This window comes from Rhizobium sp. BR 317, assembly GCF_047445835.1.
Taxonomy (GTDB): Bacteria; Pseudomonadota; Alphaproteobacteria; order Rhizobiales; family Rhizobiaceae; genus Rhizobium; species Rhizobium paranaense.
In genome coordinates this window covers 25,749-52,432 of record NZ_JARWLB010000028.1, presented here as the reverse complement: position 1 = coordinate 52,432, position 26,684 = coordinate 25,749, and the positions used below count along the sequence as shown (strand labels likewise).

Below are 26,684 nucleotides of genomic sequence, written 5' to 3'. Positions count from 1 at the left end.
GAAGATGAGCGTAAAGATTTCTTCCCTCACCCCCGGCATTTTGGTCGAAACAAGAGCGGCGCGGGTCAGTGTTCTGCCCGAACGGGGGCGCCTCTCGCTGCGCGCTCGTGGTGATCTCAAAGCACTGAACACGGCTTTTGGTCTGCCCTTGCCCGATATCATAGGCCGGCGCGCCAAGAATGCCGAAGCCGAGGCCGTTCGGCTTGGTCCTGACGAATGGATAATCCTGTCCTGCCCGGAGCAAATGGCCAAGCTGATTGCTGCATGTGCCGCGATCTATGAGCATCACCCGCACAGCCTGGTCGATATTTCCGGGCGTGAAGTCACACTGCTGATCGAAGGGCCGATGGCTGCGGAGCTTCTGACCCTTGGTTGCCCGCGCGACATTGAAACCATCCCCGTCGGCGAAAGCCGCAGGACAGTCTTCGACGGGGCCACGGTGGTGCTTTGGCGTGATGCCGAAGACCGTTTCCGCATGGATATCTGGAACAGCTTCGCGCCGCATCTCGGCCATCTGCTGGAAACTGGCTGTAAGGAACTTGCCGCCGAACACGCGTGATCCGTAAAGGGTCCTCGCTACGTTTCGACGCTTTCCCGAGCTGAGCATTTCCGAAACGTTTGTCGACTGTGGTTCGCCAGATTCTGAGAGGAATCGCGACAGACATCATTTCGCGGAGAGGGTTGGCGTTGCTCTGAAAAGGTCGAACGCAGCCTTGGAGCCAGGAGGCTGGCCTCGGCGGTGGCTCCCAACGCTCGGAATAGGTTCTCGAAGATTGGGCAATTGCGAGACTAGAGCAAAGTGCGTTCAAGCGGGAACGCCTCTTTGCTCTAACTCTTGTTCGACACATCTTGCCGGACTTTGATGTGCCCGCGGGGTCGCKAACCTTTAGTGCGAGAAGCCGGCGGCCGTCTCGCTGAGGCTCTTGCCCTTCGTCTCGGGCGCTAGCCATTGCGACAGGGCGGCTCCGACACCGGCGATGCCGGCAGCAATCAGCATCGTCCCCGATGTGCCGAGGTTGGTCATGGACCACGGCAGCAGGAAGGTGCCGAGGCCGGCCCCGACGCGGCTGACGGCGGCCGCAAAGCCTGTGCCGATTCCGCGGATCTCCGTCGGGAAGACCTCGCCCGGGTAGATGCTGGTCAGCGTGCCGTACCCTGCATTGAAGAAGGAGAATGTGAGGAACAGGGCGAGCACGACCATCGCCGGCGCGCCTGCCCATAGGCCGAGAACCGCAAGCAGCACGGTGGCAATCCATTGTGGTGGTGCGGTCAGCGTACGACGGCCGCACTTTTCGATCAGGAGAACCGTGGTCACGCTTCCGGCMAAAGCGACAGCGGAGAGCCCCACCCCACCGGCCAGCCCACCGCCGAGGCCGTATTTCTGCAGCACGCTATCGGCGAATGTGGCGATCGCGAAGTATGGCGTGACGGCGCAGAACCAGAATCCCGATACGAACAGAGTGGCTCGCCAATACCGACGGGAGAACAGCATCCCGAAGCTGCCCTTCTGGTGGCTACCTTCGTGCTCCATATCAGCCGTGTCGGCGGAGCTTTCCAGATATCGGTTGGCGATCGCGCGGGCCTGTTCGGTACGCCCCTGGTTCCAAAGCCAGCGTGGCGATTCCGGCATGCCGAGCCGACCGAGGAATAAGGCTACCGAGATCAGCGTGCTTGTGCCGAGGATCAGTCGCCAGCCGAGGTCCGTATACTCGTTGAGCAAATAGCCCACGATGAAGGCAATCATGAATCCGGCGTACCAGGCTATAAGCGTCAGGCCCATGAGCCTCCCACGCAGCCGGGCAGGCGCGAATTCCGACATCAATGGCCAGCCGACGGAATACTCGGCGCCGATCGCGATGCCCATCAGCAGACGCACGATGAATAGCTGCATGGGCGAGTCCACGAAAAATTGCACGGCGCCGACGAAGAGCTGCATCATCGAGGACAATAGGAACAGCGCCATGTCCATCATGAACAGCGGTTTGCGGCCATATTTGTCGCCGGCCCAGCCCCCAAGCGGAGAGCCGATCAGAATGCCGAACAATGCGCCCGCGGCGATCAGGCCCTCCCAGAATGGCGAAATGGCGAGATCAGCAGTCATTTTGCCAGACACCGGTCCGACGATCCCGAGGATATAGCCGTCCAAGAACATGCCGCCGGTAAGAACGATGATCATCCTCAGCATAAAGCGTCGTTTGAACGCCGCAGACGTTTCCTCCTCGGCGGTTTCGATCGAAATCGCCGCTGTTTTGTCCAATATTGACATGGTGTTCCTCCTTATTTTCCTTGGGGCTGGACTGTGTGGATGCGCTCGGATCGCGCTGCATGGCGGTTCGCATGCGCCGCCAGATCGCTCTTCCGCCTGCTTTGGCTAAGCGGCTGCGCTCCGCTCGTTGTCGATCCGATGTCCGAAATCAGGATCGAACTCGTCGTGAGTCGAGAGACGTGCAGAGAGATCGTCGGGATGGCGTCGAGGACCGTGATTTCGGCGTCGGGGGCGGTTAGCCCCAACAGCTCATCAATAGCCGGCCACCAAAACGCCAGCCGTATCGTCAGGCCGAGGCGTGATCGTCCTGGTTCGTGAATAGCTTTTTCACGGTGGGGAGCGGCGAAAATTTCAGCTCTAGGCGGTGCCGGAAATGCATATCTTCCATCGGCAGTTTCACCGCCTGGAACTTCTGCTCTGGAATGTGAATACGGCTAGGTATGAAAGGATGGTTGTAGCCTTGCATGTTTCCTCCGATGCATGCAGCGCGTCCGCGGGCGGACTGTTCCTCGCGCTAAAATTGCCTTTCCTGGCATGTCTGCACAACACTCGTTTAGGCAGAAAAGAATGCCAGATGTGCAGCCAATGGATGGCCTGGATGGGTGGCGGCTGGAGGAGGTGGGTAGGTCTGGCCTACCCGGCGGGCAGTCAATCCAGACTTGCGCCGGTGCTCGTGGGCACAAAGAGGCAATGGCTGTGGCGTGATTGTTCGCTTCGCACTTGCGAAAATCGCGGATGTCGATTCGGGCCTGTAGTCAGAAACTCTGGCTATCGACCGGGCGGTTAGTGCGCCCGGTCGATAGAGTCGTCAGTGAAGCCGTATAAGGATCATTAGGCTTTGGCTGCCGGAGCAAGCAGTCCGGCTTCCTTGAGCAGATTATATTGCTTCAGCGCGCTGTCAGCGAGCAGCGACCGATAGCGATCAATGATGCGGGCACGATGAGCATCGTCGGCKACCGCGTTTAGCGCCCCCACGATCGAAGCGATCTTCTCGCTTGCCAGGCGCAAGTCGGTCAACAGATTCGCATCGTCGGCGACTTGGACCATGTCCGCCCGCGTGACGTAGCCAATTCCCGGCGCGGTTCTCGCACCCTTCGATACATAGCCCTCGGGAAGATCGCCCTTGAGATTTGTGATCGCCCGGTTCCGAATGGCATCGACGATCTGATCCACGGCCTGCTTGGCGCCGGCGACGCGCGTCGGGTGGTCGGTGTCGGCGGCGGCATGCGGCAAGAGTTCCAGCTTGTCCGCATGTTTCGGCAACAGCGAAAGATAGGGTTTCATGGGACCCGTCGGACCGTCCTCGCTTTTGAAGATATCCGCATCGATCGCCGCATGCCGGACCTTGCCCGAAGCCAAGGCTTCGTCAAGCGCATTGACATCAACGAGTTCGCCGCGGTCGTAGTTGATCAGAACGGCCCTGTCATTGAGCGCGAGCAAGACGTTCCGATCGACCAATCCGGCGTTCGAGAATGCTCTCGTGACCGGATCCTGCCGACCGAGGCCGAGATGCACGGAAAGAACGTCGGCTCCGCTGGCTGCGGCAACCGGGCTTTCTGCATATTCGTAGCCTTCAGCCAGAATATTGTAGCGATGGGTCGGGCGAGCGTAAATAACCACGCTCATATGAAAAGCCTTGGCGATCCGTGCGAGTTCGCGTCCGATGTTGCCGTAGCCAAGAATGGCGACTCTTTTGCCTTCGAGTTTTTCCGTCGGGTATTCCGCCAGGTTTTTCCCGGTGTCGAAATCACCCTTGATGACACGCTCATGCAGTTCGCCAACCGGAAGATCGGGCGTTACCTTGAGCAATGCCTTGATCGCCATCTGCGCCGTCGCCCGGCTATTGATGCCCGGCGTGTTCATGAGCGGCGCCTCGCCGCCTTCGCCGTTAGGACCGCCCCAGGAGGCTGCGCCCATATTGCCGGTTCCGGTGCCGATGCGTACCCCGCCAAGGCGGAACTTGGCGTCGGACGGGATGAACGTCGCGGCTGCGATGACGGCATCGTATTGGCCCCGATCGGTTTGAGCGAGGATCTCATCGGCCTTGCTGAGGTGGGGCTGATAGAAGAAGTGGATCTTGCCGTCATTCGCGACGTCTGCCGTCTGGATCGACGTCTCATGGAAAACGCCATTCTTTTCGGCGATATAGGCGGCGAGTTCGCTATGGTCGAGGCGCCCCTTGGCATCGAAGCGCAGGCCGATGGCGTCTGCGATCAATACCTTGAAGGTGCCTGCACGGGTGCTCTCTGCGGAATTGTTGCCGGCTAGGGAATATTCGACCTGGCGGCCTCTCCGCTCAAGCTCCTCCTCCAGGACGACGATCTTGGCCCGGAGATAGGCATATTTCAGATTTTCGAGCAGTGCCGTGATGTCAGACGGTTCGCGAATGCCGCCAATCCATGCCCGGTAATCGCCGGGCGTTCCAGGGAACGCGTTGACATACCGCGCCGCATCGAGCCCGGTCTCATGAGTGCCGTTCGGATGGGTGATACCCTCATAGCCCAGTATCTGCTTCGAGCGGGCGATGATGCGGGCATGCAGGTCGGACGACGAGATGGCGCCGTCGTTGACCTTCAGGAGTGTGACGGCAGCGCCGCGACGCTCCTCTTCGCTGACCACCAGGCTGAACAGCGGGTTCTTTTCAACCAACTCGTTGACGACGATGCGGTTGCCTGCCGAGCGCTTGTTGAGTTCAATCACCGAGCCCACGCGCCGTTCAGTTTGCAGCAGGCCAAAGGTCGTCTCGGCAAATGCCAAGGTGCTGTAGGTATTGATAACCCCGCCGAGCATCTTGTCTTCCTGAGCGTCGTAGAACGGGCCGGCGTCGACCGAGCGCTTGCTGGAAAGCGGCTGCTTCGGATCGAGCGGCGGGGCGATTTTCAACTGACGCGGTATTGCCCAGGAGGGATTGCTCTGGTTGCGTTCGATAAGCGCAAGAGCAGCCGGCGTGAAGGACGCGATGAAGTAGCCGGAGATGCCGCCGATCGCTTTCTGGAACGGCATKAACAGGCAGCACTTGGCCATCACGGCGCGCACCGTCTCGGGCGACCAGGGCATTGCGCCAAGCATCGATGTGGCATCGAAGACCGCGTGCCTGTTTTCGGGATCGCCATCCAGCCACGCCAAAAGTTCGTTGATTTCTTCGTTGGTGTAGGAGTTCGCACCGGTGGTTTCGTGGCCTACACCGACGAAGATGGAGATCCCGAGCTCGGCCAGGCGCTTTGCAGACGGGATTGCGCCTTCTTTTTCCGCGAAATGGATGCGGCTTTCATCGCCCTTTTCGGCAAATCGGTGCATTTCGATAAGCTGGGTTGCCCAGGACTGCCGGAAAAAACCGGAAGCTCCCGCGCCACCGCTTTCCGGTMGCGGCGTGTCGACATAGACCCGCTGGCCCGCGTCGTTGGCATTCAACAAGTGCTGGACGCACACGGTATAGCCGCTATGGCCGCCGCCGAGCCCGACAGCGACCCGGTTGGACTTCGGAAACTCAAAGTAGCGGTGAATTGCCCGCATCATATCCAGCAGGATCTTATCTGCCGGGTATCCACGATGCATGCTTCGCGCCAGCTCAGCCGTTGTGAACGGACCGATGTCCTTTCCGGTATCGTCCAGCTTTCGGTAGGTCTTTTCGATCCAACGATCAAATTCAAAGCGCCGCAGCCTGCTGTCGACCTCATCAAGCGTAGCGTCGGTAATCGGCCCAACGCCGAAGAATGGGTTCGAGGGTATCGGAGGAGCGCCATCCTTTGTCTGTTCAAGCGCATCAAGCCGATTGGCATGCAATTCTGCGTCGGAGATCATGTAAAACCCTCTACTCCCAATTCGGCAGCGCCGTCTGCGCTGGGCCGTTCCGCTTATAGTGTTGGAGAAATCAGCAAAACGCGTCGTGCAGATTCGAACCTATTCGGACCAAAATGCGACATCACGCACGGCAAAGGGCCTAAGAAACAGGGTCATCTTGCCAATCCACTCCGTCTTCGTCGCCTCGTAAGGCCTGCTAAAGACGATGGGCAGCTGGGTTTTCGTTCTTTATCAGACCAAAGTCCCATTCAATCGTAGGACTTACGTCCGAAGACGCAATCTTTGGTCCGAATGCCATGGATTTGTACCAACCGCTGCTCCAGTTCCTCCCGGCAAAGAAAGCGGCGTCACCGCCCGCTTTTGCGAAGCATGCGGAGAAGGTCGATGAACATGAATGACGTCCCCAAGAACGGCATCCCCGCCTCGGCACTCGCTATGATTTCCGTGAGCGACGCCGCCGTGTTGGCCGACGTCCGCGCTAAGGGCTGCAATGATCGTGGGAAGTGAGCGAAGTGCCACAGTCGCGGTCGTGGTGCCAATGTTCAATGCCGAGCGAACAATCGGTGCGACCTTGGCCAGTATCTGCCAGCAGACGCATCAGGCATTGGACATCGTCGTCGTCGATGACGGTTCGTCGGATAGTTCGACGTCGATCGTAGCCGCTTATGCGAAACAAGACCGGCGGATTCGGATGCTCCGGCAGACCAACAGCGGGGTCGCCGCAGCACGCAACACCGGCGCGGCTGCGACTGACGCCGAGTTTCTGGCGTTTGTCGATGCCGACGATTTATGGGCTCCCTCAAAGGTCGCTCTTCAATGGCAAGCCCTCGATAAGGGCGGCCCGTCGGCAGGATTGGCCTATTGCTGGTACGCTCTTATCGACGAGGATAGCCGCGTATTCTCGCTCCATAACCAGCCGAGCGCCGAAGGGCACGTGCTTCAACGCATGTGCAGGAACAATTTCGTCGGCAATGGCAGCTCGATGCTCATGCGCCGATCCGCCTTCGAAAAAGCCGGGAAATTCGACCCCTCGCTGAGGGCTCGGAAAGCCCAGGGCTGCGAGGATCTTCTGATCTGTCTCAGAATTGCGGAGAGCTACGAATTTCGCGTCGTGCAGCAACACCTTGTCGGCTACCGCATGACGAACACGAACATGTCGAGTGACGTCAAGCAGATGCTTCGTTCGTGTGAAATCGTCCTTGCCGAGTATCGCAAGAAATATCCGCAGTACGACGCCGATCTCGACGCGCATTTGGTCKACATGATTCATTGGCTGGTCATCCGCGCCTTTGTCAGCGGGCGGTTTTTCGATGGCTGTGATCTGTTGAAACGATTTTTGGCTTTGGAGCCACGCCTGGCGATTTCGAACCTGCCGAACATGCTGGATGTCTATTGCCGGGCCAGGCTGGTTCCCAATTGGATCAAGGCTCGCCTGAAGAGGTTGCGTAGCAAGAATGCCGAGTTCCGACCTCTCTATACGGAGACGGTCCAGTGACGTCGGGCACTTCCCTCTTCAAGCGATTGCGACGGCTCTTCGGTCTCGCAGGAGCACCTGCGTGGGCCGGTCCGACCATCGTGGGACTCGGGCTCGCCGCGGCGGTCCTCGAAGGTGCCGGGCTCTTTCTTTTCATTCCCCTCATTCAGAGCCTCGGTGCTGCAACGGCGCAGGAGGGGGAATGGCAGCGAATTTTCGACCACCTCCTGGCGCCTGTTCCGCAACAGCATTTGACGGGATTCCTGGTCGGAGTGTTGTGCATCAGCATCCTCCTGAAGAATGCGGTCCATCTCATCAACACCTGGGTGACCCGCTATGTCGACGGCCTCGTTGCGCATCGGCTGAGAGCGAGGGTCTTCGACCAGACGATAAGTTCGTGCATCGACTACAGGGTGGAAAACAAGCGCTCGGATATCATCACGACCATTGCCAACAACACCTGGAAGGTCAGCCAGGCACTGAGCCTCGCCTATCGATTGATGATCTGCTTCTGCACGTTCGTCGTCTTCATTCTGCTTATGCTGCTGATTTCCATCCCGCTGACTTTCTTCTCGATGATGTTCCTGCTGCTTGGCGCCATGGCCATTCGTCTCGCCACGCGCCAGGCCGACGAGACCGGCAAGGCCGTTGTCGAAGAGAACAAGCAGTTCGGCCTTAGGATGTGGGAAAGCATCAACGCGCTGCAATTGATCCGCGCTTTCGCCCAGGAAGACTATGAACGCAATCGGTTCCTGAAGACTTCGGACAACGTGCGAAGACGTCTGCTGAAGCTCGATATGTTATGGGCGACGCCCGGGCCTGTCTCGGAAATCTCGATCACAATCCTGATCGGCGCGCTCGTTCTCGTGGCGCAGTCGGTCGGCTTGGGGATTGCTGCATTGGCCGCCTTTCTGTCGTTGCTATACCGTCTTCAAGGTCCGACCCGGGAATTGCTGCAGTCGAAGATTGCACTGGACGGGCTTACCGGCAGCATCGACGACGTTGACGATTTTCTGCAGAGGACGGAGAGGCCTTTTCTATCGGAGGGGCATCTGCCGGCGCCGCAGTTCGGGAATGCCGTCGAGTTTCGGAATGTCTCGTTCCGCTACGCACCCGGCCAGCCGCTCGCCCTGCAGGAGGTTTCCTTCAGCATTCCCGCGGGCAAGACCACCGCGATCGTGGGAGAGTCGGGGGCAGGCAAATCGACGGTGATGGCGCTGCTTTTTCGTTTTATGGACCCCACCTCCGGTGCGATCATCGCGGATGGCGTACCTCTTCCCGAATTMGACCTTCGCAGTTGGCGCAAGCGCCTGTCGTTGATGTCGCAGGAGGTCCATCTCTTCAACGATGCGATTTCGGCCAACATCGCCTATGGCGACCTGGAGGCTGGCGAGGCTGAGATACGCAAAGCCGCCGAGATTGCCAAGGCGGATGATTTCATCCGACTGCTTCCGGATGGATACGAGACACGGATAGGCGATGAAGGGATGCGGCTGTCGGGCGGACAAAGGCAGCGTGTCGCGCTAGCCCGAACAATACTTCGAAATCCCGATATTCTGCTCCTGGACGAGGCGACGAACGCGCTCGACGCCGAAACCGAACAGGCGTTTCAGCTCGCGCTCGATGAGTATTCGCATAACCGCACCGTTGTTGTGATCGCTCACCGGCTTTCGACCGTTCTGGCGGCCGATCAGATCATCGTCATGACAAAGGGTCGGGTGGTCGAGGCCGGCTCGCCGGATGAACTCTTCAAACGGCAAGGCCATTTTTCCAGGCTCCATGAATTTCAGCACGGCCGCCGCAATGGGCGGGAGTTGGGTGATGAGTTACAAACTTATTGATATCGAGTTGTCGGAGCCCTTGGCGCCGATCGAACTTTCGGCCGAGCAGAATGGGGTCGGCTTGATCGCGCGCTGGCGGGGTCGGCTCATCGCATTTGAAATGATCGAGCTACCGGCCGGATCGGTGCTGACGGCCGAAAGGCTGAAAGCCCTTGCGGACGAGCGCTTTGCCGAGCGCATCCTCGTCGCAAAGCTGGAAGACGAGCTGAGAAAGCGGCAGCCGATGGAAGCGGCGGCGCTGCCAAGCCTCAGCATCGCGATCTGCACTAAGGACCGCGCGCAGCGTCTTTCCCGGCTGCTAGCCTCGCTCGATCGGGTCCGGGCGGAAGCCGCCTTCCAGTTCGTCGAAATCGTCGTGATCGACAATGCCTCGGTGGACACGGCCACGCGCGATGCCGTCGCGGGCTTCAGGGATATCCGCTACGTTTTCGAACCGAAGGCGGGGCTGGATTTTGCTCGAAACGCCGCCCTGCATGCGGCTAGGGGCGATATCATCGCCTATCTGGACGACGACGTCGTAGTGGATCGCAATTGGCTTGCGGGCCTTGCGAAAGCGTGTCGGGACAATCTCGGCGTCGGCGGCTTTACGGGCCTCGTGCTGCCGTTTCGCCTCGACACCGAGGCGCAGATCTTTTTCGAGCGACGAGGCGGGTTTGGCCGAGGCTTTGCTCGACGGGAGTTCCACAAAGCGCGATTTGACAATCCGCTCCATCCCGTGGGGTCCGGCGTTCTCGGTGCCGGCTGCAACATGGCCTTCGACCGTGCATTGCTGATCAGACTTGGCGGCTTCGACGAAGCGCTCGATACGGGAGCGCCGCTTCCCGGAGGCGGCGATCTCGATATTTTTTACCGCGTGCTGCGTTCCGGGCGTCCCATGATCTATGAGCCCGAGTATGCCGTCTATCACGAGCATCGCGAAACCATTCCGCAGCTCAGGCGGCAATATTGGACCTGGGGTCTCGGCATGATGGCTTTTCTGGTCAAAAGCTATCGCACCGACGATGAATTGCGGGCGCAGCATCGCGCCATGGTCCGGTGGTGGTTCTTCGACCAGTTGAAGGCGCTTGCTCGTGCTGCAGGGCGGTTTCGCGGCCATGACCTGCGTTTTGGCATGGCGGAGCTGTGGGGCGGAATCTACGGCCTTGCGGGCGAATATGACCGCTCGCGTGCGCGCATTCAGGCGATCCGGGAGCGCAATCCATGACCGCAGGTAGTTTTGATGTGAGGCATGTCGATCTCGCTGCCGGCGATGCCGGCGGCCATGGCAGGCCCGCATTGTCGATCTTCTGGTGGAAAGACCTGCCGCTTGGAGCGCGAGCGTCCCTGCAGGACGAACTGCCCTACGGAACGCCGCAGCTGCGCCAATTCGCCGCCGAATATGCTGCTGCGCAATTGGAAGCACGCAGCAGCGGGCTGGGCGCACCGTTGCGGGCCACCTATGAAAGATGGCCGAAGCGGGCGCTGTCGCTCGAGGCGGCGCTCGAAGCGGAAAATCTGGTCGAAACCCTCGATGGGTTCGCAACCCCATCGTCCGCTCCGGCGCATGATATCTCCGTGGTGATCTGCACCCGCGATCGCGGCCCGGCCCTGAGCAAATGCCTTGCCAGCCTGGCGGCACAACGCAGCGCTCCGGGGGAGGTCATCGTCGTCGACAATTCCCAAGATGGGAATGCCAGGGATGTGTGCGGGCAATTTCCTAATTTTCGCTATGTCCATGAGCCGCGCGCTGGCTTGAGCCGGGCCAGAAACGCCGGAATTCATGCAAGCCGGCTAAATATCATTGCCTTCACCGACGATGATGTCGAAGCCCATCCAGGCTGGACCGCGGAGATCGCGCGTGCCTTTGCGGAACGGGACGTTGAGGCGTTTACCGGTCTTGTGCTGCCGGCGCGCCTCGATACGGTCGCGCAACGCAGCTTTCAGTTCACCATGGGTGGCTTCGGAAACACTTTCGTACCGCTCACCTTTGACAGGCGTTTCTTTGAAGAGACGCGGCCGAGCGGGGCGCATGTCTGGAAGATTGGTGCCGGTGCTAATATGGCCTTTCGGCGGTCCGTATTCGAGCGGGTCGGCCTGTTTGACGAGCGCCTCGGGGCAGGGGCGGCAGGATGCTCCGAAGACTCGGAGCTTTGGTATCGGCTGCTGGCAACGGGCGGAACCTGCCTCTACGAACCCCGGGCCGTCGTCTTCCACCATCATCGCAGCGACTGGCCCGGTCTGAAGCGGCAGATAAGGGCCTACATGAAGGGCCACGTGGCGGCCCTCGTGGCGCAGTATGACAATTTCGGCGATCGCGGAAACATTGTGCGCATTGGCAAGCAACTGCCGGTCTATTTCGTGAAGACTTTCGTCAAGTCGCTTTTCGAGGGGCCGCCGGGCCGCCTCGGAATTTTGGCCTCCGAAATGCAGGGTTGGCTGGCCGGGCTGCAGTTTCTCCTGCGCTTCGGCTGGAGAATGCGGCGAACCTCGATGGGTGTCGCCGCGACTGCTGACAAGGAAACAGCGTGATGATCAAGAAAGCACCACTTGGCCGGTTTCTATCCGGGAACCCTTATCCGAACGGGCTGACGGACGGTTTGTTCTATCGCGAAAAGATGCGCGCCATCCACCGCGTGGCTCCCGCTGAAACCGGAGGCTTCGGACGGGTGTTGGAAATCGGCGGTGGTCGCAGCGGCCTTGCCAGCATCCTCTATCCGGAAGCGGAGATCGTTACGCTCGATATCGATCCGGAGCTGGGCGAGCATCAGCCTTCCTGGGCGAGATCGACCTTCATTTGCGGAGACGCCTGTTCGTTGCCGCTCGACGATAACAGTTTTGATGTCGTCACCATGTTCGATGTGCTGGAGCATATCGAGGATGATCACCGCGCCGCGCAGGAGGCGTTACGAGTGGTGCGGCCCGGCGGTTATGTCCTCATCTCAACCCCTGAGATGAATTGGCACTATCCCTATTTCAACGCGATGAAACGCTATTGCCCGCATGAGAGCGCGTTGATGCGCGAATGGGGCCATGTCCGGCGGGGATACCGCGACCCGCAACTGACGGCTCTTTTCAACAGGCGGCCGGAACGGCGGGCAACATTCATCAATCCCGCCACGGCGTTCTTTCATGACGTCTCGTTCTCTCGCATTGGACGTCGCCGTCGCAAGGTACTCTATGCGCTAGCGGCGCCCGTAACGCTCGTCGGCTATCTGATGCACCGGCCATCCACGCGTGGCACGGAGACGGCATTCGCTTGGCGCAAATGATCGGCCATCGGACGCCGCAGGTCATAGCGCTCTTCCCATGGGGCGATGTGATCGAGGAGTTTCTCGACCCGATTGGGCTTGAGCTCAATGATTTCGTCGAGCGAATGACGGGAGGCTGGTTGTTCGGCTATGCCGCCGCCTTAAGCTCGGTAGGCCACAAGCCGATCATCGTCTGCGCATCTGAACGGGTGACCAAAATCGAGCGCTACGAGCATTCGGGCACGGGCACGCCGATCTGGGTCGCCCCGGCAAGGCGGCCCCGGCAAGGCCATTCCCCAGCCGCCTACAGCCTGCGGCGCTGGACCGCAACGCCGCTTGCGGCCTTCCAGGAGATTCTTAGCCGCTCCCGATGCGATCTGCTGCTTGCCCAGGAGTATGAGTATATTCGCTTCGACGCGCTTGCGTGGCTGGCGCGGCGTATCAACGTTCCCCTCTATGCCACCTTCCAGGGCGGGGATCGCACGCTGTCCCGGATAGAGGCGGTTGCGAGACAGCTTTCCCTGCGCGCTTGCCGCGGCCTGATCGTTGCATCCTCCGCAGAGCGCGCGCGCCTCGCCAAGGCCTATCCGCGCATTGTGCTCGACATCGCTGACATCCCGAATCCGCTGGATACCGAGGAATGGCAGGCGATGGATCGCATAGAGGCGCGCAACAGCCTTGGCCTGCCGCAGGATTGCTTCATTGTCCTCAATCACGGCCGTATCGATATCCGCCGCAAGGGGCTCGACGTTCTCCTGAAGGCTTGGAGGCGGTTTGCCGACGATTCAACCAGCCAATTGGTGATTATTGGCTCGGGCCAGGATAGCGACGCCTTCGCAAAGCTCGTGCGTGAAAGCGGCTCGTCGAATTTGCGATGGCTTTCCGGCTACACGACGGACCGGCCGTTGATCCGGCGCTGGCTTTCGGCCGCCGACGCCTATGTCACAGCCTCCCGCATCGAAGGCATGCCCGTTGCGCCACTGGAGGCGATGGCCTGCAGCCTTCCAGTCGTTGCCACGGATGCGCAAGGTTTGCCGGATATCCTGGCCGATGGAGAGGCCTCGGGCGGTCTGATGGTGGGGCAGGAGCGGCCGGAGGAAATTGCGCAGGCCCTGGCGCGATTGAAAGACGACAAGGTCCTTCGAGCACGGCTCGGCGCGGCTGCCAGAAAGCGGGTGACGGAAAAATTCTCGATCGAAGCGGTCGGCGCCGCTCTCGATGAGTTTTTKACCGCGACACGCCGGTAAGGGTCACATCCGGCTGCGATACCAGGCGAGTGCCGTGTCGATGATCCCATCGATGTCGGAATGCCTGGGCGCCCATCCAAGCTCCCGCTCGGCCTTGGCGGCAGAGGCGACGAGAGCTGGCGGATCGCCGGGTCTGCGGGGTCCGTAGGCTATGGGAAGTGTATTTCCGGAGACGCGGCCGACGGCGTCGGCGAGTTCCTTCACGGTCGTTCCGTTGCCCGTGCCGAGGTTGTAGACATGCACCCCTCGATCCCGCAATAGCTTCTCACCGCCAAGGACATGCGCACGCGCCAGATCGGTGACGTGGATGTAGTCGCGGACGGCGGTGCCGTCTCGCGTATCGAAATCGGTGCCGTTGATGGTAAAGACCCGGCCCGGCTTGATCGCCGCCTCTATGGCAAGTGGAACGACATGCGTCTCGGGTTCGTGCCGTTCGCCGATTTCGCCATCAGGGTCGCATCCGGCGGCATTGAAATATCGCAGCATCACTGCATTGAGGCCGCGAGCACGGGAGAAATCTTCCACCATCCGTTCGATCATGAATTTCGACCACCCATAGGGATTGATCGGCCACTGCGGATGGGTCTCGTCGATCGGGGTTCGCACCGGAATGCCGTAGGAAGCGCAAGTACTTGAAAAGATCAGCCGGTTGACCCCGGCTTTCAGCATTTCCTCGATGAGCACCAACGTCCCGAATGTGTTGTTCCGGTAGTAGAGTTCCGGAAATTCAACGGATTCGCCGACATAGGCGTAGGCGGCGAAATGGGCCACGACGTCAGGGCGATACTGGCGCAGCGCTGCCGCGAGAGTCTCGGCGTCGGCAATGTCACCCTCGACCAGAGGCCCCCATTTTACAGCGTCACGCCAGCCGCGGGAGAGATTGTCGTAGGTGACGATCGACCAACCGGCCTCCGCGAACGCCTTGCAGCAATGCGATCCGATATACCCGGCTCCGCCTGTGACGAGGACGGTCGTCATTCAGCAGCGACCGCGTGCGAATCGTCCGACGAAAGCAGCTCGTCAAAATAGGCGATCGTTTTGGCAAGCCCGTCTCGCAACTGGAGCTTCGGCTTCCAGCCGAGTTCACGCATGGCAACGCCGATGTCCGGTTGCCGTTGACGGGGATCGTCGGCAKGCAAGGGCAGGAATTTAATCTTCGATCGGCTGCCGGTCAGTTTTATGACGAGTTCGGCAAGCTCCAGCATCGTAAACTCCGCCGGATTGCCAAGGTTGATCGGGCCGGTGACCTCTTCCTTTGTTCCCATCAGGCGAACCAGGCCGTCTATGAGGTCGTCGACGTAGCAGAACGACCGCGTCTGCTGGCCGTTGCCGTAAACCGTTATCGGCTCGTTCTGCAGCGCCTGCACGATGAAGTTGGAAACGACACGGCCGTCATCGGGGCTCATTCTTGGACCGTATGTGTTGAAGATGCGCGCCACTTTGATCTGGAGCCGGTGCTGGCGCCAGTAATCGAAGAACAGGGTCTCGGCGCAGCGCTTGCCCTCGTCGTAACAGGAGCGCGGGCCAATCGGGTTCACCCGGCCCCAATAATCCTCCTGTTGGGGATGGATCTCGGGATCGCCATAGACTTCGGACGTGGAGGCCTGGAGGATCTTTGCACCGACCCGTTTGGCGAGGCCCAGCATGTTGATCGCACCGTGGACGCTGGTCTTGGTCGTCTGTACCGGATCGTATTGGTAGTGAACCGGACTTGCCGGACAAGCGAGATTGTAAATCTCATCGACCTCTACGTAGAGGGGAAAGGTGATATCATGGCGGACGATTTCGAACGACTTGTTGTCCAGGAGGTGCGAGACGTTGCTCTTACGTCCCGTAAAGAAATTATCTACGCAGATAACCTCCTGTTTTTCCTGAAGAAGTCGTTCGCACAGGAATGATCCGAGGAAACCTGCACCGCCTGTAACTAGGATTCGCTTTGCTTGCTGCATGGCCGATTATCTCGCAGCCAACATGGTGACGCGGCTACCGTCTGAAACCGCGACAGGCGTCGGGGCGAGGATGCTGTCTTGGGCGTTCATCTTCATCGACCTTCTCCGCATACTTCGCAAAAGCGGTCGGATACCCCGCCGCTTTCTTCGCCGGAGGGAACTGGAGCAGCAGTCGGTACAAATCCATGGCGTTCGGACCAAAGATTGCGTCTTCGGACGTAAGTCTTGCCATGAGTAGGACTTTAGTCTGATGGCGAGCGGACCTATTCGGCTTGGTCTGCCGAGGCTGTGGTTCCAGGGTTGACACAAGCCGAGCCCCGGACATAGTCTTTGCGACATTCACCAGGGGGGTCCCGGCAAGGGGCTGAGATACTGCTGAACAATACGGCTTTGCCGATTGTGGGCGCAGTGACCCGTTGAACCTGATCCAGTTCATACTGGCGTAGGGACGGTGCAAGCGCTCGAAGGCTTCGGATTCCCGCGTGGATTCTATGCCGGCGTCTTTCCATCATTCCGGCTGATTGACTGGGTCTCCAACTGCAACTTGGAGCCTCAAACCATGAACATTGCCGCAAAAAACCTCACCCCGACTGTCACCACCGGCGCGCTGCCGGCGTCGCGGAAGATCTACATCCCCGGAGACCTTCACACCGATATCCGTGTGCCGATGCGCGAGATCAGCGTTCATCCGACATCGGGCGAGCCGCCGGTCGTCGTCTATGATTCCTCAGGCCCCTACACTGTCGAAGGGGCTGATATCCGCATCGAGCAGGGCTTGTCACAGCTCCGCCGCGATTGGGTACTCGCGCGCGGCGACGTCGAGGCCTATGAAGGTCGCCATGTGCGTCCCGAAGACAATGGCTTTGTCAGCGGCGAGCGGCTGACGCCGGAATTTCCGGCTAAGCGCCAGCCGCTGCGAGGCAAGGACGGCAAGGCCGTTACCCAGCTTGCCTATGCGCGCGCCGGCATCATCACGCCGGAAATGGAATTCATCGCTATCCGCGAAAATCTCGGCCGCAAGGCCAAGGCCGAAGCCCTGATTCGCGATGGCGAGAGCTTCGGTGCCCATATTCCCGATCATGTGACCCCGGAATTCGTTCGCCAGGAGGTCGCGGCGGGTCGGGCGATCATCCCGGCCAATATCAATCATCCGGAAAGCGAGCCGATGATCATCGGCCGGAACTTCCTGGTGAAGATCAACGCCAATATCGGCAATTCCGCCGTCACCTCTTCGATGGCGGAAGAGGTTGAGAAAATGGTCTGGGCGGCCCGCTGGGGCGCCGATACGGTCATGGATCTCTCGACCGGCCGCAATATCCACAACATCCGCGAATGGATCATCCGCAATTCGCCGCTGCCGATTGGCACGGTGCCGCTCTATCAGGCGCTGGAAAAGGTCGGCGGCATTGCTGAGGAGCTGACCTGGGAAGTCTATCGCGACACGTTGATCGAGCAGGCCGAACAGGGCGTCGATTACTTCACCATCCATGCTGGCGTGCGGCTGCATTACATCCCGCTGACCGTCAATCGCGTCACCGGTATCGTCTCGCGTGGCGGCTCGATCATGGCCAAGTGGTGTCTGCATCATCACCGCGAGAGCTTCCTCTACGAGCATTTCGAGGAAATCTGCGACATCTGCCGCGCCTATGACGTTTCCTTCTCGCTCGGCGACGGCCTGCGCCCCGGCTCGATCGCTGATGCCAACGACGCCGCGCAGTTTGCCGAACTGGAAACGCTCGGCGAACTGACGAAGATCGCCTGGGCGAAAGATTGCCAGGTGATGATCGAAGGCCCCGGCCATGTTCCGATGCATAAGATCAAGGAGAACATGGACAAGCAGCTCGCCGTCTGTGGCGAGGCGCCCTTCTATACGCTCGGGCCGCTGACGACCGATATCGCGCCGGGCTACGATCACATCACCTCAGGGATCGGCGCGGCGATGATCGGCTGGTTCGGCACGGCCATGCTCTGCTACGTCACCCCGAAGGAGCATCTCGGCCTGCCAGACCGCAACGACGTCAAGACGGGCGTCATCACCTACAAGATCGCCGCGCACGCGGCCGATCTTGCCAAGGGTCATCCGGCCGCCCAAGTGCGTGACGATGCTCTGTCGCGTGCCCGCTTCGAATTCCGCTGGGAAGATCAGTTCAACCTGTCGCTCGATCCCGACACCGCCCGCAGCTTCCATGACGAAACCTTGCCGAAGGAGGCCCACAAGGTTGCGCATTTCTGCTCGATGTGCGGCCCGAAATTCTGCTCCATGCGGATTTCGCACGACATCCGCGCCGAGGCGCAGAAGGAGGGGCTGGAAGCGATGGCGGCAAAATATCGGGAGGGCGGCGACCTCTACATGCCGATTGACGGCGCCGCACATCCGGCCGAATGACATGCGTGTCCTCGTCAAAGGGGCCGGCGTCGCCGGCCTCACGGTCGCTCATGAACTGCTTCGGCGCGGTGCAGAGGTCAGGATCATAGATCCCAGCCGGAATTTCCGCCAAGCCGCCTCCTGGCTCGCCGGCGGCATGCTGGCGCCCTGGTGCGAACGGGAAAGTGCCGATGAAGCCGTTCTCGAGCATGGCCGCGATTCCGTCGACCGATGGGAAGCAATTGTTCCCGGCAAGGTCGTCCACAATGGAACGCTCGTCGTCGCGCTGAACCGCGATCAAAACGAGCTGAAGCGATTTGCCAGCCGCACGACCGGCTATCGCTGGGTAGAGGAACACGAAATCGCCACCCTCGAACCCTCTCTTTCGGGTCGATTCCGGCATGGCTTGTTCTTCCCGCAGGAAGCGCACCTCAATCCCCGCGAGGTGTTGCAGTCATTGAAGAACGATCTCTCAGCAAAGGGCGTGACCTTTGCCGATGAAATTGAGGATGACGGCGAATTCGCCGAAGTCGTCGATTGCACGGGCGCCGCCCGCATCGGTCAGAACGGGGAATTGCGGGGTGTCCGGGGCGAAATGCTCTATCTGCAGACGGAGGAGGTCACGCTTGCGCGTCCTGTCCGACTGCTGCATCCACGCTTTCCCGTCTATATCGTGCCACGCGGCAAAGGCCTGTTCATGGTCGGCGCAACGATGATCGAGACGGATTTCCAAGGGCCGATCACCGCCCGCTCGTTGATGGAACTGCTGAACACTGCCTATGCGCTGCATCCCGCTTTTGCCGATGCCGCCATCGTCGAGACCGGCTCCGGCATCCGTCCTGCCTTTCCAGACAACCTTCCGCGGGTGTCGCGGGAGGGCAATGTCATCATCCTCAACGGCCTTTATCGCCACGGTTTTTTGCTGGCACCCACCATGGCGGTCGAAGCCGCGGATCTGGTCTTTTCCGAACAGACGAGGCAAAGGAGCCCCCGATGCGCCTGATCATAAACGGCGAACCCGAGACAATTGCCGCAACCACACTTTCGCAGCTTCTGGCCGTGCTCGATTATGAGGGCGAGTGGCTGGCAACCGCCGTCAACGGCGAACTCGTCCATCGCGAGGATCGCGATGATCACCTTCTGAACGACAATGACAGGATCGAGATCCTGACCCCGATGCAGGGAGGCTGAACCATGCTTGATCTCTATGGTACCCAGGTTGGATCGCGTGTTCTTCTCGGCACAGCACGTTATCCTTCGCCGGCMGTCCTGGCCGAAGCTGTCAAGCAATCCAGGACGGAGATCGTCACCGTGTCGTTGCGCCGGGAAACGGCCGGCGGGCGCAATGGCGGCGCATTTTTCGATATGATCCGGGCGCTCGGCGTCTGCGTTCTTCCCAACACCGCTGGTTGCCACGGCGTATCCGAGGCGGTGCTGACGGCCAAGATGGCGCGCGAGGTGTTTCAGACCAATTGGATCAAGCTGGAGGTGATCGGCAATCACGATACGCTGCAGCCGGATGTCTTCGCGCTAGTGGAGGCCGCCCGCATTCTTGCCAGCGACGGCTTTGAGGTCTTTCCCTATACGACTGACGACCTAGTGGTGGCTGAGCGCCTGCTGGAGGCGGGATGCAAGGTGCTGATGCCCTGGTGCGCTCCGATCGGCACTGCGGCGGGGCCACTCAATCCTTCGGCCCTTCGATCCATGCGCGCGCATTTTCCAGAGGTGCCGCTGATCGTCGACGCAGGCATCGGCCGGCCGTCGCATGCGACGGCCGTGATGGAGCTGGGTTTCGATGCGGTTCTTCTGAACACCGCGGTTGCCGGTGCGGGCGATCCCGCCGCGATGGCAGAAGCCTTCGCCAAGGCGATTGAGGCTGGCCGCCAGGCATTCGGCGCCGGCATGCTGGAGCCGCGCGACATGGCGGTTCCGTCGACACCCGTGATTGGAAAGGCGGTATTCGCATGAAGCTCGATCCCTTCTACCTGATCGTCGACAGTGCCGCCTGGATCGAAAGGCTGGTTCCGCTCGGCGTCAAACTCGTGCAACTGCGCATCAAGGAACGCGCGCTACCGGACATCCGCACAGACATCCGGCGGGCAAAAGCAGTCTGCGCGGCGCATGCGTGCCAGTTGATCGTCAATGATTATTGGCAGCTTGCCATCGAAGAAGGCTGTGATTTCATCCATCTCGGCCAGGAGGATTTGGCGACGGCCGATCTTGCCGCTATTCGTGAGGCTGGCCTTAAGCTGGGACTTTCCACGCACGACGAGGCGGAGCTGGCAACCGCGCTTGCGGCGCGCCCGGATTATATCGCGCTCGGTCCGATCTATCCCACGATTCTCAAAGTGATGCCCTGGGCGCCGCAAGGTCTTGACCGTCTGCGCGACTGGAAGAGCCGCATCGGCTCGCTGCCGCTCGTCGCTATTGGCGGGCTGACGGTGGAGCGCATTGCCGGCGTCTTCGAAAATGGGGCGGATAGTGCCGCCGTGGTGACCGACATCACGCGCAATCCCGATCCCGAACAACGGACCCTGGCGTGGATTGGTGCAACCCGGTCATTTCACCGAGAAGGTTGAAACTACGATCTGCTTCCCGGCTTCTGGCCCATCCATTGCACATGGCGCGAAAGGACCGCCGTGGCGACGTCCACATTCCCAGCGCGCAACGCGTTGAGAATGGCACGATGATCGCGGTCGGTCGGCGCTTCCCACTCCGCCCGCCAGCCGGAAAACAGGAAGCGTGCGCTGACCGCATGCAGGTCTTCGATCGTCTTCAGCAGGCGCGGCATGTTGCAGGGAGACAGAATGAGACGGTGGAACGTGCCGTTCGCCTCTTCCCAGGCCTGAACGTCAGTCGCGCGATCGCCGGCGTGGATCGCCTCTTCGGCCTGGTCCAGGATGGCTTTGGTCATATGAGGTGCGGCATTGCGCAGCGCCAATACTTCGAGGGCGGCGCGCATTTCGGCTACTTCGCGCACCTCTTCGACGCTAAAGCCGACCACACGCACGCCCTTGCGCGGCTGGCTGACCACCAGCCCCTGGGATTCCAGGCGACGGAAAGCCTCGCGCACGGGCACATGGCTCGCGCCGAATTCCTCGGCAATGTGATCCTGCCTGAGCTTGGCGCCGGCTTCGATCACGCCTGAAATAATGCGATCCGCGAGTGTCCGGCTTATCCGCACGGCAATTGGATCATCTTTTGCAACGCTCATTGAATTATCATCGGTTTCAGAAGGGGCGCATCGACTCAATGTCCTATGCTTACCTGCCCCTTTGTTGATTCTCCATATTCTTCATACAACTGTAGCTGTTCCACAGCGTCAGTTTAGACCGCAAGGATGACAGCCCCGCCCGCCAGGCCAGCACCGGCGGCGGCCATGAGAAGGCGCTCCCCGGATTTGAATGGTTTGCGGCGATTTTCGACGGAAAGGGACAGCGGAATGGTTGCGGCCGAAGAGTTGCCGAATTCCGCGATCGTGCTGACAAGCTTGCCTTCTTCCAATTCGAGACTATGGCGAACCGCGTCGCAAAGACGGAGGTTCGCCTGATGCGGAATKAAGCGGTCGATGGCGGAGACCGTTACGGCTGCCTCGTCCATCGCCTGGCGTGAGGTGCGTGTCATCAGATCGACAGCGCGGGAGAAGACTTCGCGCCCGTCGCGCATCGTCATTAGTACTTCGTCTGCCGCAGTCTCTGGAGAAAAAGGCTTATTACTGCCGCCGGATGGAATGGTAATCAGATCATAGCCACTCCCATCCGAAGCCATCACGGCTGCCTTGAGGCCGCTTTGACCATCGCGGCACGGAGCAAGTACGACAGCGCCGGCACCGTCGGCAAACAGAACGGCGCTGGCCCGTTCCGCCGGATTGATGCGGCGACTGAGAATATTGGCGGCAACGACGAGTACCGCTCGTCCATGCGCCCGCACGAAGCCATCCGCCAACGTCAGCGCGTAGAGGAAGCCGGAGCAAGCTCCGGCAAGATCGATGGCTCCGGAATTTGGCAAGCCGAGCTTGTGCGCCAGAAGCGGCGCCGAGGGCGGCAAAAGATGGTCCGGCGTCGAGGTGGCAAGCAGGGTCATGGCGATCTCGCCCGGCGCAATCGCGGCATCCTCAAGGGCCATTTTTCCGGCCTCGGCTGCAAGGCCGCTCAGTGTGTCGCCCTCGGTTGCCCAATGGCGAGATCGGATGCCGGTGCGCCTTTCGATCCAGCCTTCMTCGAGGCCGAGTCGGCTTTCGATTTCCGCATTGTGGACGATGCGGGATGGAACGGCATGACCGAATCCGGCGAGGCGGGAGGAGAGAGGCGTCAAGATCCCGTCTCCTCCAGAACGAGCGAGGCGACTTCGTCGATCGCGTCATAGGCGGCGGCGATGTCCGCAGCGCTCGTGCAATAAGGCGGCATCAGGTAGATGACGTTTCCGAGCGGGCGCACAAGCAGCCCGCGTTCGCGAAACAGCTTGCGCATGCGCGGCCCCGCTTCGGCGAGGTAGCCGCCTGACGGTACCGCAAGATCGAGGGCGGCGATCGTTCCGCATTGCCTAACGTTTACAAATCTCTTGTCGTTCCGGAAGCGTTGGAGATGCTGGGTGTGCTGCGCTGCAAGCTCGGCAATCCGGGCTTCCACTGGTTCGTCCTGCCAGACCTGCAGATTGGCGACGGCCGCCGCGCAGGCGATTGCATTGGCGGTGTAGGAACTCGAATGGAAAAAGGTCTTGCGCCGGTCGCGAGACAGATGGGCCTCGAAAATCTCTGCCGTGCAAAGCGTTGCCGCCAGCGGCAGGGCGCCCCCGGTTAGGCCCTTCGAGGTGCAGAGGATATCCGGGGTGACGCCTGCCTGTTCGCAGGCAAAGCGTGTGCCGGTGCKACCCCAGCCGGTCATCACCTCATCGGCGATGAACAGGCAGCCGTATCGGCCGGCAATTTCCTTCAAAGCGGAAAGCACGGCGTTGCCATAGAATTTCATGCCGCCCGCGCCGAGCACCAGTGGTTCAACCAGAATGGCGGCGACCTTTCCCAAACGGCAGATGGCTTCGAATGCGTCGAGCGTCTCCTGTTCCCGGCCGGGTTCGGGGAAGGGCAGGCGGTCGACGCCGAAGAGCAGCGGCTCGAAGGGCGCATTGAACACGCCACGCTCTCCCGCGGACATGGTGCCGATCGTGTCGCCATGATAGCCGTGTTCCATCACAACGATACGATCACGCGCGATGCCACGATTGTGGAACGTGCCGAGCGCCATCTTGATCGCCACCTCGACCGCCGTCGATCCGCTGTCCGAATAGAAGACGTGTTTCAGTTTAGGGGGCGCGAAGGCGAGCAGACGTTCCGCGAGTAGTTCTGCGGGCTCGTGGGTAAATTCGGCGAAGATGATCTGGTCGTAGGCCTTCGTCGCCTCGCGGATTGCCGCCATGATGCCGGGATGGCGATGGCCATGTGTGATCACCCACCATGACGAGATTGCGTCGAGGATGCGATTGCCTTCCTCGTCGAACAGATACGCGCCTTCGGTCGCGACGATGCGCTTCATCGGCGGTTCGAGGGCATGCTGAGTAAAGGGGTGCCAGACGGGCGAGGGGGTCACGCGTTTGCCTCCATCAGGGATGCAATGTCGAAATTCTCGCGGAAGGCGCGGCGTAGGGTTTCGCCCGTCAGGCTTTCCAGCAGAGGCAGCCGTCCCAACACCTTCACTTGCCCGACGGCCGCAATGGTCGCTTGGGTGTCGGCATTTTCCGCGCCGATGAAGGCTACGCCGCAAAGGGGGATATCGCGGCTGCGCAGAGCCTCGATGGACAGCAGCGTATGATTGATGGTGCCGAGCGAGGTTCGGGCGCAGAGAATGACGGGAAGGCGCCACCGGGCGAAGACATCGGCAAAGACCGTATTTTTCGTGACCGGCACTAGCAGGCCGCCGGCTCCTTCGATGACCAGTGGATCGGTGCAGGCTGGCGGCTCGAGCCGGGCCGGGTCGATTTCCACGCCGTCGAGACGCGCCGAAAGATGCGGTGAGAGCGGGGCGGAAAGGCGATAGGCTTCCGGCAGGATATGCTCAGCGGGCAGCCCGCTCAGTCGGGCGACGGCTTCGCTGTCTGTCTCATCTTCCAGTCCGGATTGCACGGGTTTCCAATATCGGGCGTTGAGCGCGCCCGTCAGCGCCGCGGCAAACACGGTCTTGCCGATGCCGGTATCCGTGCCGGTTACTACGAAACGGGCGGTMATCTCCTGTGTTCCTCCATGGCAGCAGCGAGGCAATCCAGCATGTGCGCAATCTGCTCCGAATCGACGTTGAGCGTGATCGACAGCCGCAGGCGCGCGGTGCCCTCCGGCACGGTCGGCGGACGGATCGCGCGGATATCGAACCCTTGAGCCTGAAGAGTTTCGGCAATTCGGACCGCTCGCGCGTTGTCGCCGATGATAACCGGCTGGATCTGCGACCCGCTCGGTTCTATGCCGAATCGGCTCTTCAATCCGTCACCGACAAAGGCGACCAGACGCTCCAGGGCCTCGCGGCGCTCGGGTTCGTCATCCACCATGCGCAAGGCTTCGCGCACGCCCGCCGCCATGAGAGGTGAGGGCGCGGTGGAATAGATGAAGGCGCGGGCGCGGTTGACGAGATAGTCGGCGAGCACGCGCGGCACGGCAAGCAGCGCCCCCGATACGCCCAGCGCCTTGCCGCAGGTATGTAGGGCAAGCACATTGTCCCGGCCCTCCAACCCCGCCGCAAGCCCTCTGCCGCCCGTGCCGAAAACGCCGGTGGCATGGGCCTCGTCGATCACTAGGAAGGCCTCGTGACGATCGGCAATATCGGCGAGGGCAACAAGCGGCGCTTGGTCGCCGTCCATGGAATATAGACTCTCTACTGCAATCCAGGGCCGGCCMTTACCGCCCTCCCTGCGCCAGTTTCGAATCGCGTCATCGAAGGCGTTCGCATCGTTGTGGTCGATGCTGACGGCTGCCGCCTTGCTGGCTGCAATGCCCTCATGGGCGCTGGCATGGATAAGCGCATCGTGAACGATCAGATCTTCGCGCCGCGGCAAGGTCGAGAAAAGCGCGGAATTGGCGGCATAGCCGCTGCCGAAATAGAGCACGCGTTCCACGCCGAAGAATTCGGCGGCTTCCATCTCCAGCGCCTCGTGTTCCGGATGGTTGCCGCGCAGCAGGCGCGAGCCGCCCGCGCCCGCCGGAACGCCGCTTTCCATCGCCGCGATGATCGCCGCCTTGAGGCGTGGTGCGCCCGCAAAAGCGAGAAAATCGTTTGACGTAAAGTCCATGCCACGCTGCGGCGCCAGGCTGCGCAGCCGTGCCTTGCGTCGCAGGCCCTCAAGCGTTGCGGCATAGTCCGAAAGCATTGTCGCCGTCACACCGCCGGCTCCAGCGGCATGGGAGAAAGGCCGAGGCGGCGGAAGAGCGCGGTGTCGTGATCGTCGCCGGGATTGTCCGCCGTCAGCAGCGTGTCGCCGACGAAGATGGAGTTGGCGCCCGCGAAGAAACAGAGCGCTTGCATCTCGTCGCTCATTTCGGTGCGTCCGGCCGAAAGGCGCAGATGCGAGGTCGGCATCAGGATGCGCGCCAGTGCGATCGTGCGGACGAAATCGATCGCATCGACAGGTTCAGCGTCGGCCAGTTTCGAACCGGGAATGGGGATGAGCTGGTTGATCGGCACGCTTTCCGGCGGCACGGGCAGGTTTGCTAGCGTCAGCAGCATCGAGATCCGGTCGTCGACCGTCTCGCCCATGCCCAGGATTCCGCCGGCGCACACCTTGATGCCGGCCATACGCACGGTTTCCAGCGTATCGAGCCGGTCCGCGAAGCTTCGGGTGGTGATGATTTCGGAATAGAAGCGCTCGGAGGTGTCGATGTTGTGGTTGTAGTAGTCGAGGCCGGCTTCCGCGAGTTCGCCTGCCTGTGTCTCCGTCAGCATGCCGAGCGTCATGCAGGTTTCCATGCCGAGCGCCTTCACGCCTTCGACCATGGCAACCAGCGTGTCCATATCGCGGTCCTTCGGGCTGCGCCACGCCGCCCCCATGCAGTAGCGAGTCGCACCCGCATCCTTGGCTTTGCGCGCCTCAGTGAGAACGCGTTCGACTTCCATCAGCTTCGAGGCCTTTAGGCCGGTCGGATAGTGGGCGGACTGGCTGCAATACCCGCAGTCCTCGGCGCATCCGCCTGTCTTGATCGATAGCAGCCGGCTCATCTGCACGGCGTTGGGGTCGAAATGAGCGCGGTGGATGGTTTGAGCCCGGAAGAGCAGATCGTTAAATGGCAAATTATAGATAGTTTTGGCTTCACCCAACGTAATGCCAGGCGATGCTGATGCAGAAATCGTCGAAAACTCCGAAATTTGGCTGGTTCTTTCCACTGCGCACGTCCTCCAGATTCAAATTATGGATAGAAAATATTTTTATCGATAATTTTGCAAGGGGTAACGCGAAAGGAATTGAAGGACGTTATCCAGCGGTCCAAACGTCACGATCTGAAGGTGGCGAAATGGGCGCGATATCTGCTGCGCCAAAAAT

24 protein-coding genes and 1 riboswitch are annotated in these 26,684 nt (G+C 60.6%); of the genes, 13 read left to right on the top strand and 11 right to left on the bottom strand.

Annotated elements, in window-relative coordinates; genetic code table 11:
- Positions 1-4: 4 nt before the first annotated feature.
- Positions 5-559 carry a sarcosine oxidase subunit gamma family protein gene (gene soxG, locus QD357_RS28830; RefSeq protein ID WP_414125587.1) on the top strand — a complete coding sequence of 185 codons (555 nt, stop codon included), beginning with the start codon at positions 5-7 and terminating at the stop codon, positions 557-559.
- 327 nt (positions 560-886) lie between these two features.
- On the opposite strand, the gene QD357_RS28825 is transcribed toward soxG, so the two are convergent.
- The 3 genes from QD357_RS28825 to QD357_RS28815 form a co-directional block, all read right to left on the bottom strand.
- On the bottom strand, positions 887-2,266 hold the full coding sequence (locus tag QD357_RS28825) for an MFS transporter (protein ID WP_414125586.1): 1,380 nt from the start codon (positions 2,264-2,266) through the stop codon (positions 887-889).
- Positions 2,267-2,552: 286 nt separating this feature from the next.
- Positions 2,553-2,732 carry a hypothetical protein gene (locus tag QD357_RS28820; protein ID WP_183938867.1) on the bottom strand — a complete coding sequence of 60 codons (180 nt, stop codon included), beginning with the start codon at positions 2,730-2,732 and terminating at the stop codon, positions 2,553-2,555.
- Between the two features lie 365 nt (positions 2,733-3,097).
- On the bottom strand, positions 3,098-6,067 hold the full coding sequence (locus tag QD357_RS28815; RefSeq protein ID WP_414125585.1) for an NAD(P)-dependent oxidoreductase: 2,970 nt from the start codon (positions 6,065-6,067) through the stop codon (positions 3,098-3,100).
- A gap of 384 nt (positions 6,068-6,451) precedes the next feature.
- Between QD357_RS28815 and QD357_RS28810 the strand changes: the two genes are divergently transcribed.
- The 7 genes from QD357_RS28810 to QD357_RS28780 are packed head-to-tail and all read left to right on the top strand — an operon-like array spanning position 6,452 to position 13,856.
- Positions 6,452-6,574: a hypothetical protein gene (locus QD357_RS28810; RefSeq protein ID WP_414125584.1), complete on the top strand. Its 123-nt coding sequence runs from the start codon at positions 6,452-6,454 to the stop codon at positions 6,572-6,574.
- A complete protein-coding gene (locus QD357_RS28805) occupies positions 6,558-7,562 on the top strand; it encodes a glycosyltransferase family 2 protein (RefSeq protein WP_414125583.1) in 1,005 nt (334 codons plus the stop codon). Before QD357_RS28810 ends, QD357_RS28805 begins: the two co-directional genes overlap by 17 nt.
- Positions 7,559-9,382 (top strand): ABC transporter ATP-binding protein, encoded by a 1,824-nt coding sequence (locus QD357_RS28800; RefSeq protein ID WP_414125582.1) that lies wholly within the window; start codon positions 7,559-7,561, stop codon positions 9,380-9,382. The genes QD357_RS28805 and QD357_RS28800 overlap by 4 nt, the downstream gene beginning before the upstream one ends.
- Positions 9,363-10,586 carry a glycosyltransferase family 2 protein gene (locus QD357_RS28795; RefSeq protein WP_414125581.1) on the top strand — a complete coding sequence of 408 codons (1,224 nt, stop codon included), beginning with the start codon at positions 9,363-9,365 and terminating at the stop codon, positions 10,584-10,586. Before QD357_RS28800 ends, QD357_RS28795 begins: the two co-directional genes overlap by 20 nt.
- Positions 10,583-11,890 (top strand): glycosyltransferase family 2 protein, encoded by a 1,308-nt coding sequence (locus QD357_RS28790; protein WP_414125580.1) that lies wholly within the window; start codon positions 10,583-10,585, stop codon positions 11,888-11,890. Before QD357_RS28795 ends, QD357_RS28790 begins: the two co-directional genes overlap by 4 nt.
- Positions 11,890-12,630: a class I SAM-dependent methyltransferase gene (locus QD357_RS28785; protein WP_183938879.1), complete on the top strand. Its 741-nt coding sequence runs from the start codon at positions 11,890-11,892 to the stop codon at positions 12,628-12,630. Before QD357_RS28790 ends, QD357_RS28785 begins: the two co-directional genes overlap by 1 nt.
- Positions 12,627-13,856, top strand: coding sequence for a glycosyltransferase family 4 protein (locus QD357_RS28780; protein ID WP_414125594.1), 1,230 nt, complete (start codon positions 12,627-12,629; stop codon positions 13,854-13,856). The genes QD357_RS28785 and QD357_RS28780 overlap by 4 nt, the downstream gene beginning before the upstream one ends.
- Before the next feature lie 3 nt (positions 13,857-13,859).
- On the opposite strand, the gene galE is transcribed toward QD357_RS28780, so the two are convergent.
- Entirely contained in the window at positions 13,860-14,834 is a 975-nt protein-coding gene (gene galE, locus QD357_RS28775; RefSeq protein ID WP_414125579.1) for a UDP-glucose 4-epimerase GalE, read from the bottom strand.
- The gene (locus QD357_RS28770) at positions 14,831-15,805 is read right to left on the bottom strand and encodes a UDP-glucuronic acid decarboxylase family protein (RefSeq protein ID WP_414125578.1); all 975 of its coding nucleotides are present in this window, start codon (positions 15,803-15,805) and stop codon (positions 14,831-14,833) included. Before QD357_RS28770 ends, galE begins: the two co-directional genes overlap by 4 nt.
- Before the next feature lie 334 nt (positions 15,806-16,139).
- Positions 16,140-16,272, top strand: a riboswitch (TPP riboswitch).
- A 92-nt stretch (positions 16,273-16,364) separates the two neighbouring features.
- On the opposite strand from QD357_RS28770, the gene thiC reads away from it, so the two are divergent.
- From thiC to QD357_RS28745, 5 genes are read left to right on the top strand one after another with little or no spacing between them, the layout of a single operon-like run.
- Positions 16,365-18,191 carry a phosphomethylpyrimidine synthase ThiC gene (gene thiC / locus QD357_RS28765; RefSeq protein ID WP_414125577.1) on the top strand — a complete coding sequence of 609 codons (1,827 nt, stop codon included), beginning with the start codon at positions 16,365-16,367 and terminating at the stop codon, positions 18,189-18,191.
- Position 18,192: 1 nt separating this feature from the next.
- The gene (thiO, locus tag QD357_RS28760) at positions 18,193-19,173 is read left to right on the top strand and encodes a glycine oxidase ThiO (protein ID WP_414125576.1); all 981 of its coding nucleotides are present in this window, start codon (positions 18,193-18,195) and stop codon (positions 19,171-19,173) included.
- Entirely contained in the window at positions 19,164-19,361 is a 198-nt protein-coding gene (thiS, locus tag QD357_RS28755) for a sulfur carrier protein ThiS (RefSeq protein WP_183938888.1), read from the top strand. The genes thiO and thiS overlap by 10 nt, the downstream gene beginning before the upstream one ends.
- A 3-nt stretch (positions 19,362-19,364) precedes the next feature.
- The gene (locus tag QD357_RS28750) at positions 19,365-20,138 is read left to right on the top strand and encodes a thiazole synthase (protein WP_414125575.1); all 774 of its coding nucleotides are present in this window, start codon (positions 19,365-19,367) and stop codon (positions 20,136-20,138) included.
- A complete protein-coding gene (locus tag QD357_RS28745; RefSeq protein ID WP_414125574.1) occupies positions 20,135-20,749 on the top strand; it encodes a thiamine phosphate synthase in 615 nt (204 codons plus the stop codon). The genes QD357_RS28750 and QD357_RS28745 overlap by 4 nt, the downstream gene beginning before the upstream one ends.
- Before the next feature lie 2 nt (positions 20,750-20,751).
- Here the strand turns inward: QD357_RS28745 and QD357_RS28740 are convergent, their stop codons facing one another.
- The 6 genes from QD357_RS28740 to bioB form a co-directional block, all read right to left on the bottom strand.
- Positions 20,752-21,384: a GntR family transcriptional regulator gene (locus tag QD357_RS28740; protein ID WP_183938894.1), complete on the bottom strand. Its 633-nt coding sequence runs from the start codon at positions 21,382-21,384 to the stop codon at positions 20,752-20,754.
- A 113-nt stretch (positions 21,385-21,497) separates the two neighbouring features.
- Complete coding sequence (locus QD357_RS28735) at positions 21,498-22,484, bottom strand: beta-ketoacyl-ACP synthase III (protein ID WP_414125573.1); 987 nt, start codon at positions 22,482-22,484, stop codon at positions 21,498-21,500.
- Positions 22,481-23,752, bottom strand: coding sequence for an adenosylmethionine--8-amino-7-oxononanoate transaminase (locus QD357_RS28730; protein ID WP_414125572.1), 1,272 nt, complete (start codon positions 23,750-23,752; stop codon positions 22,481-22,483). Before QD357_RS28730 ends, QD357_RS28735 begins: the two co-directional genes overlap by 4 nt.
- Positions 23,749-24,387 (bottom strand): dethiobiotin synthase, encoded by a 639-nt coding sequence (gene bioD, locus QD357_RS28725; RefSeq protein ID WP_414125593.1) that lies wholly within the window; start codon positions 24,385-24,387, stop codon positions 23,749-23,751. Before bioD ends, QD357_RS28730 begins: the two co-directional genes overlap by 4 nt.
- The gene (locus tag QD357_RS28720; RefSeq protein WP_414125571.1) at positions 24,369-25,529 is read right to left on the bottom strand and encodes an 8-amino-7-oxononanoate synthase; all 1,161 of its coding nucleotides are present in this window, start codon (positions 25,527-25,529) and stop codon (positions 24,369-24,371) included. Before QD357_RS28720 ends, bioD begins: the two co-directional genes overlap by 19 nt.
- Positions 25,526-26,509, bottom strand: a complete 984-nt coding sequence (bioB, locus tag QD357_RS28715) for a biotin synthase BioB (RefSeq protein ID WP_414125592.1) — start codon at positions 26,507-26,509, stop codon at positions 25,526-25,528. The genes QD357_RS28720 and bioB overlap by 4 nt, the downstream gene beginning before the upstream one ends.
- Positions 26,510-26,684 lie beyond the last annotated feature (175 nt).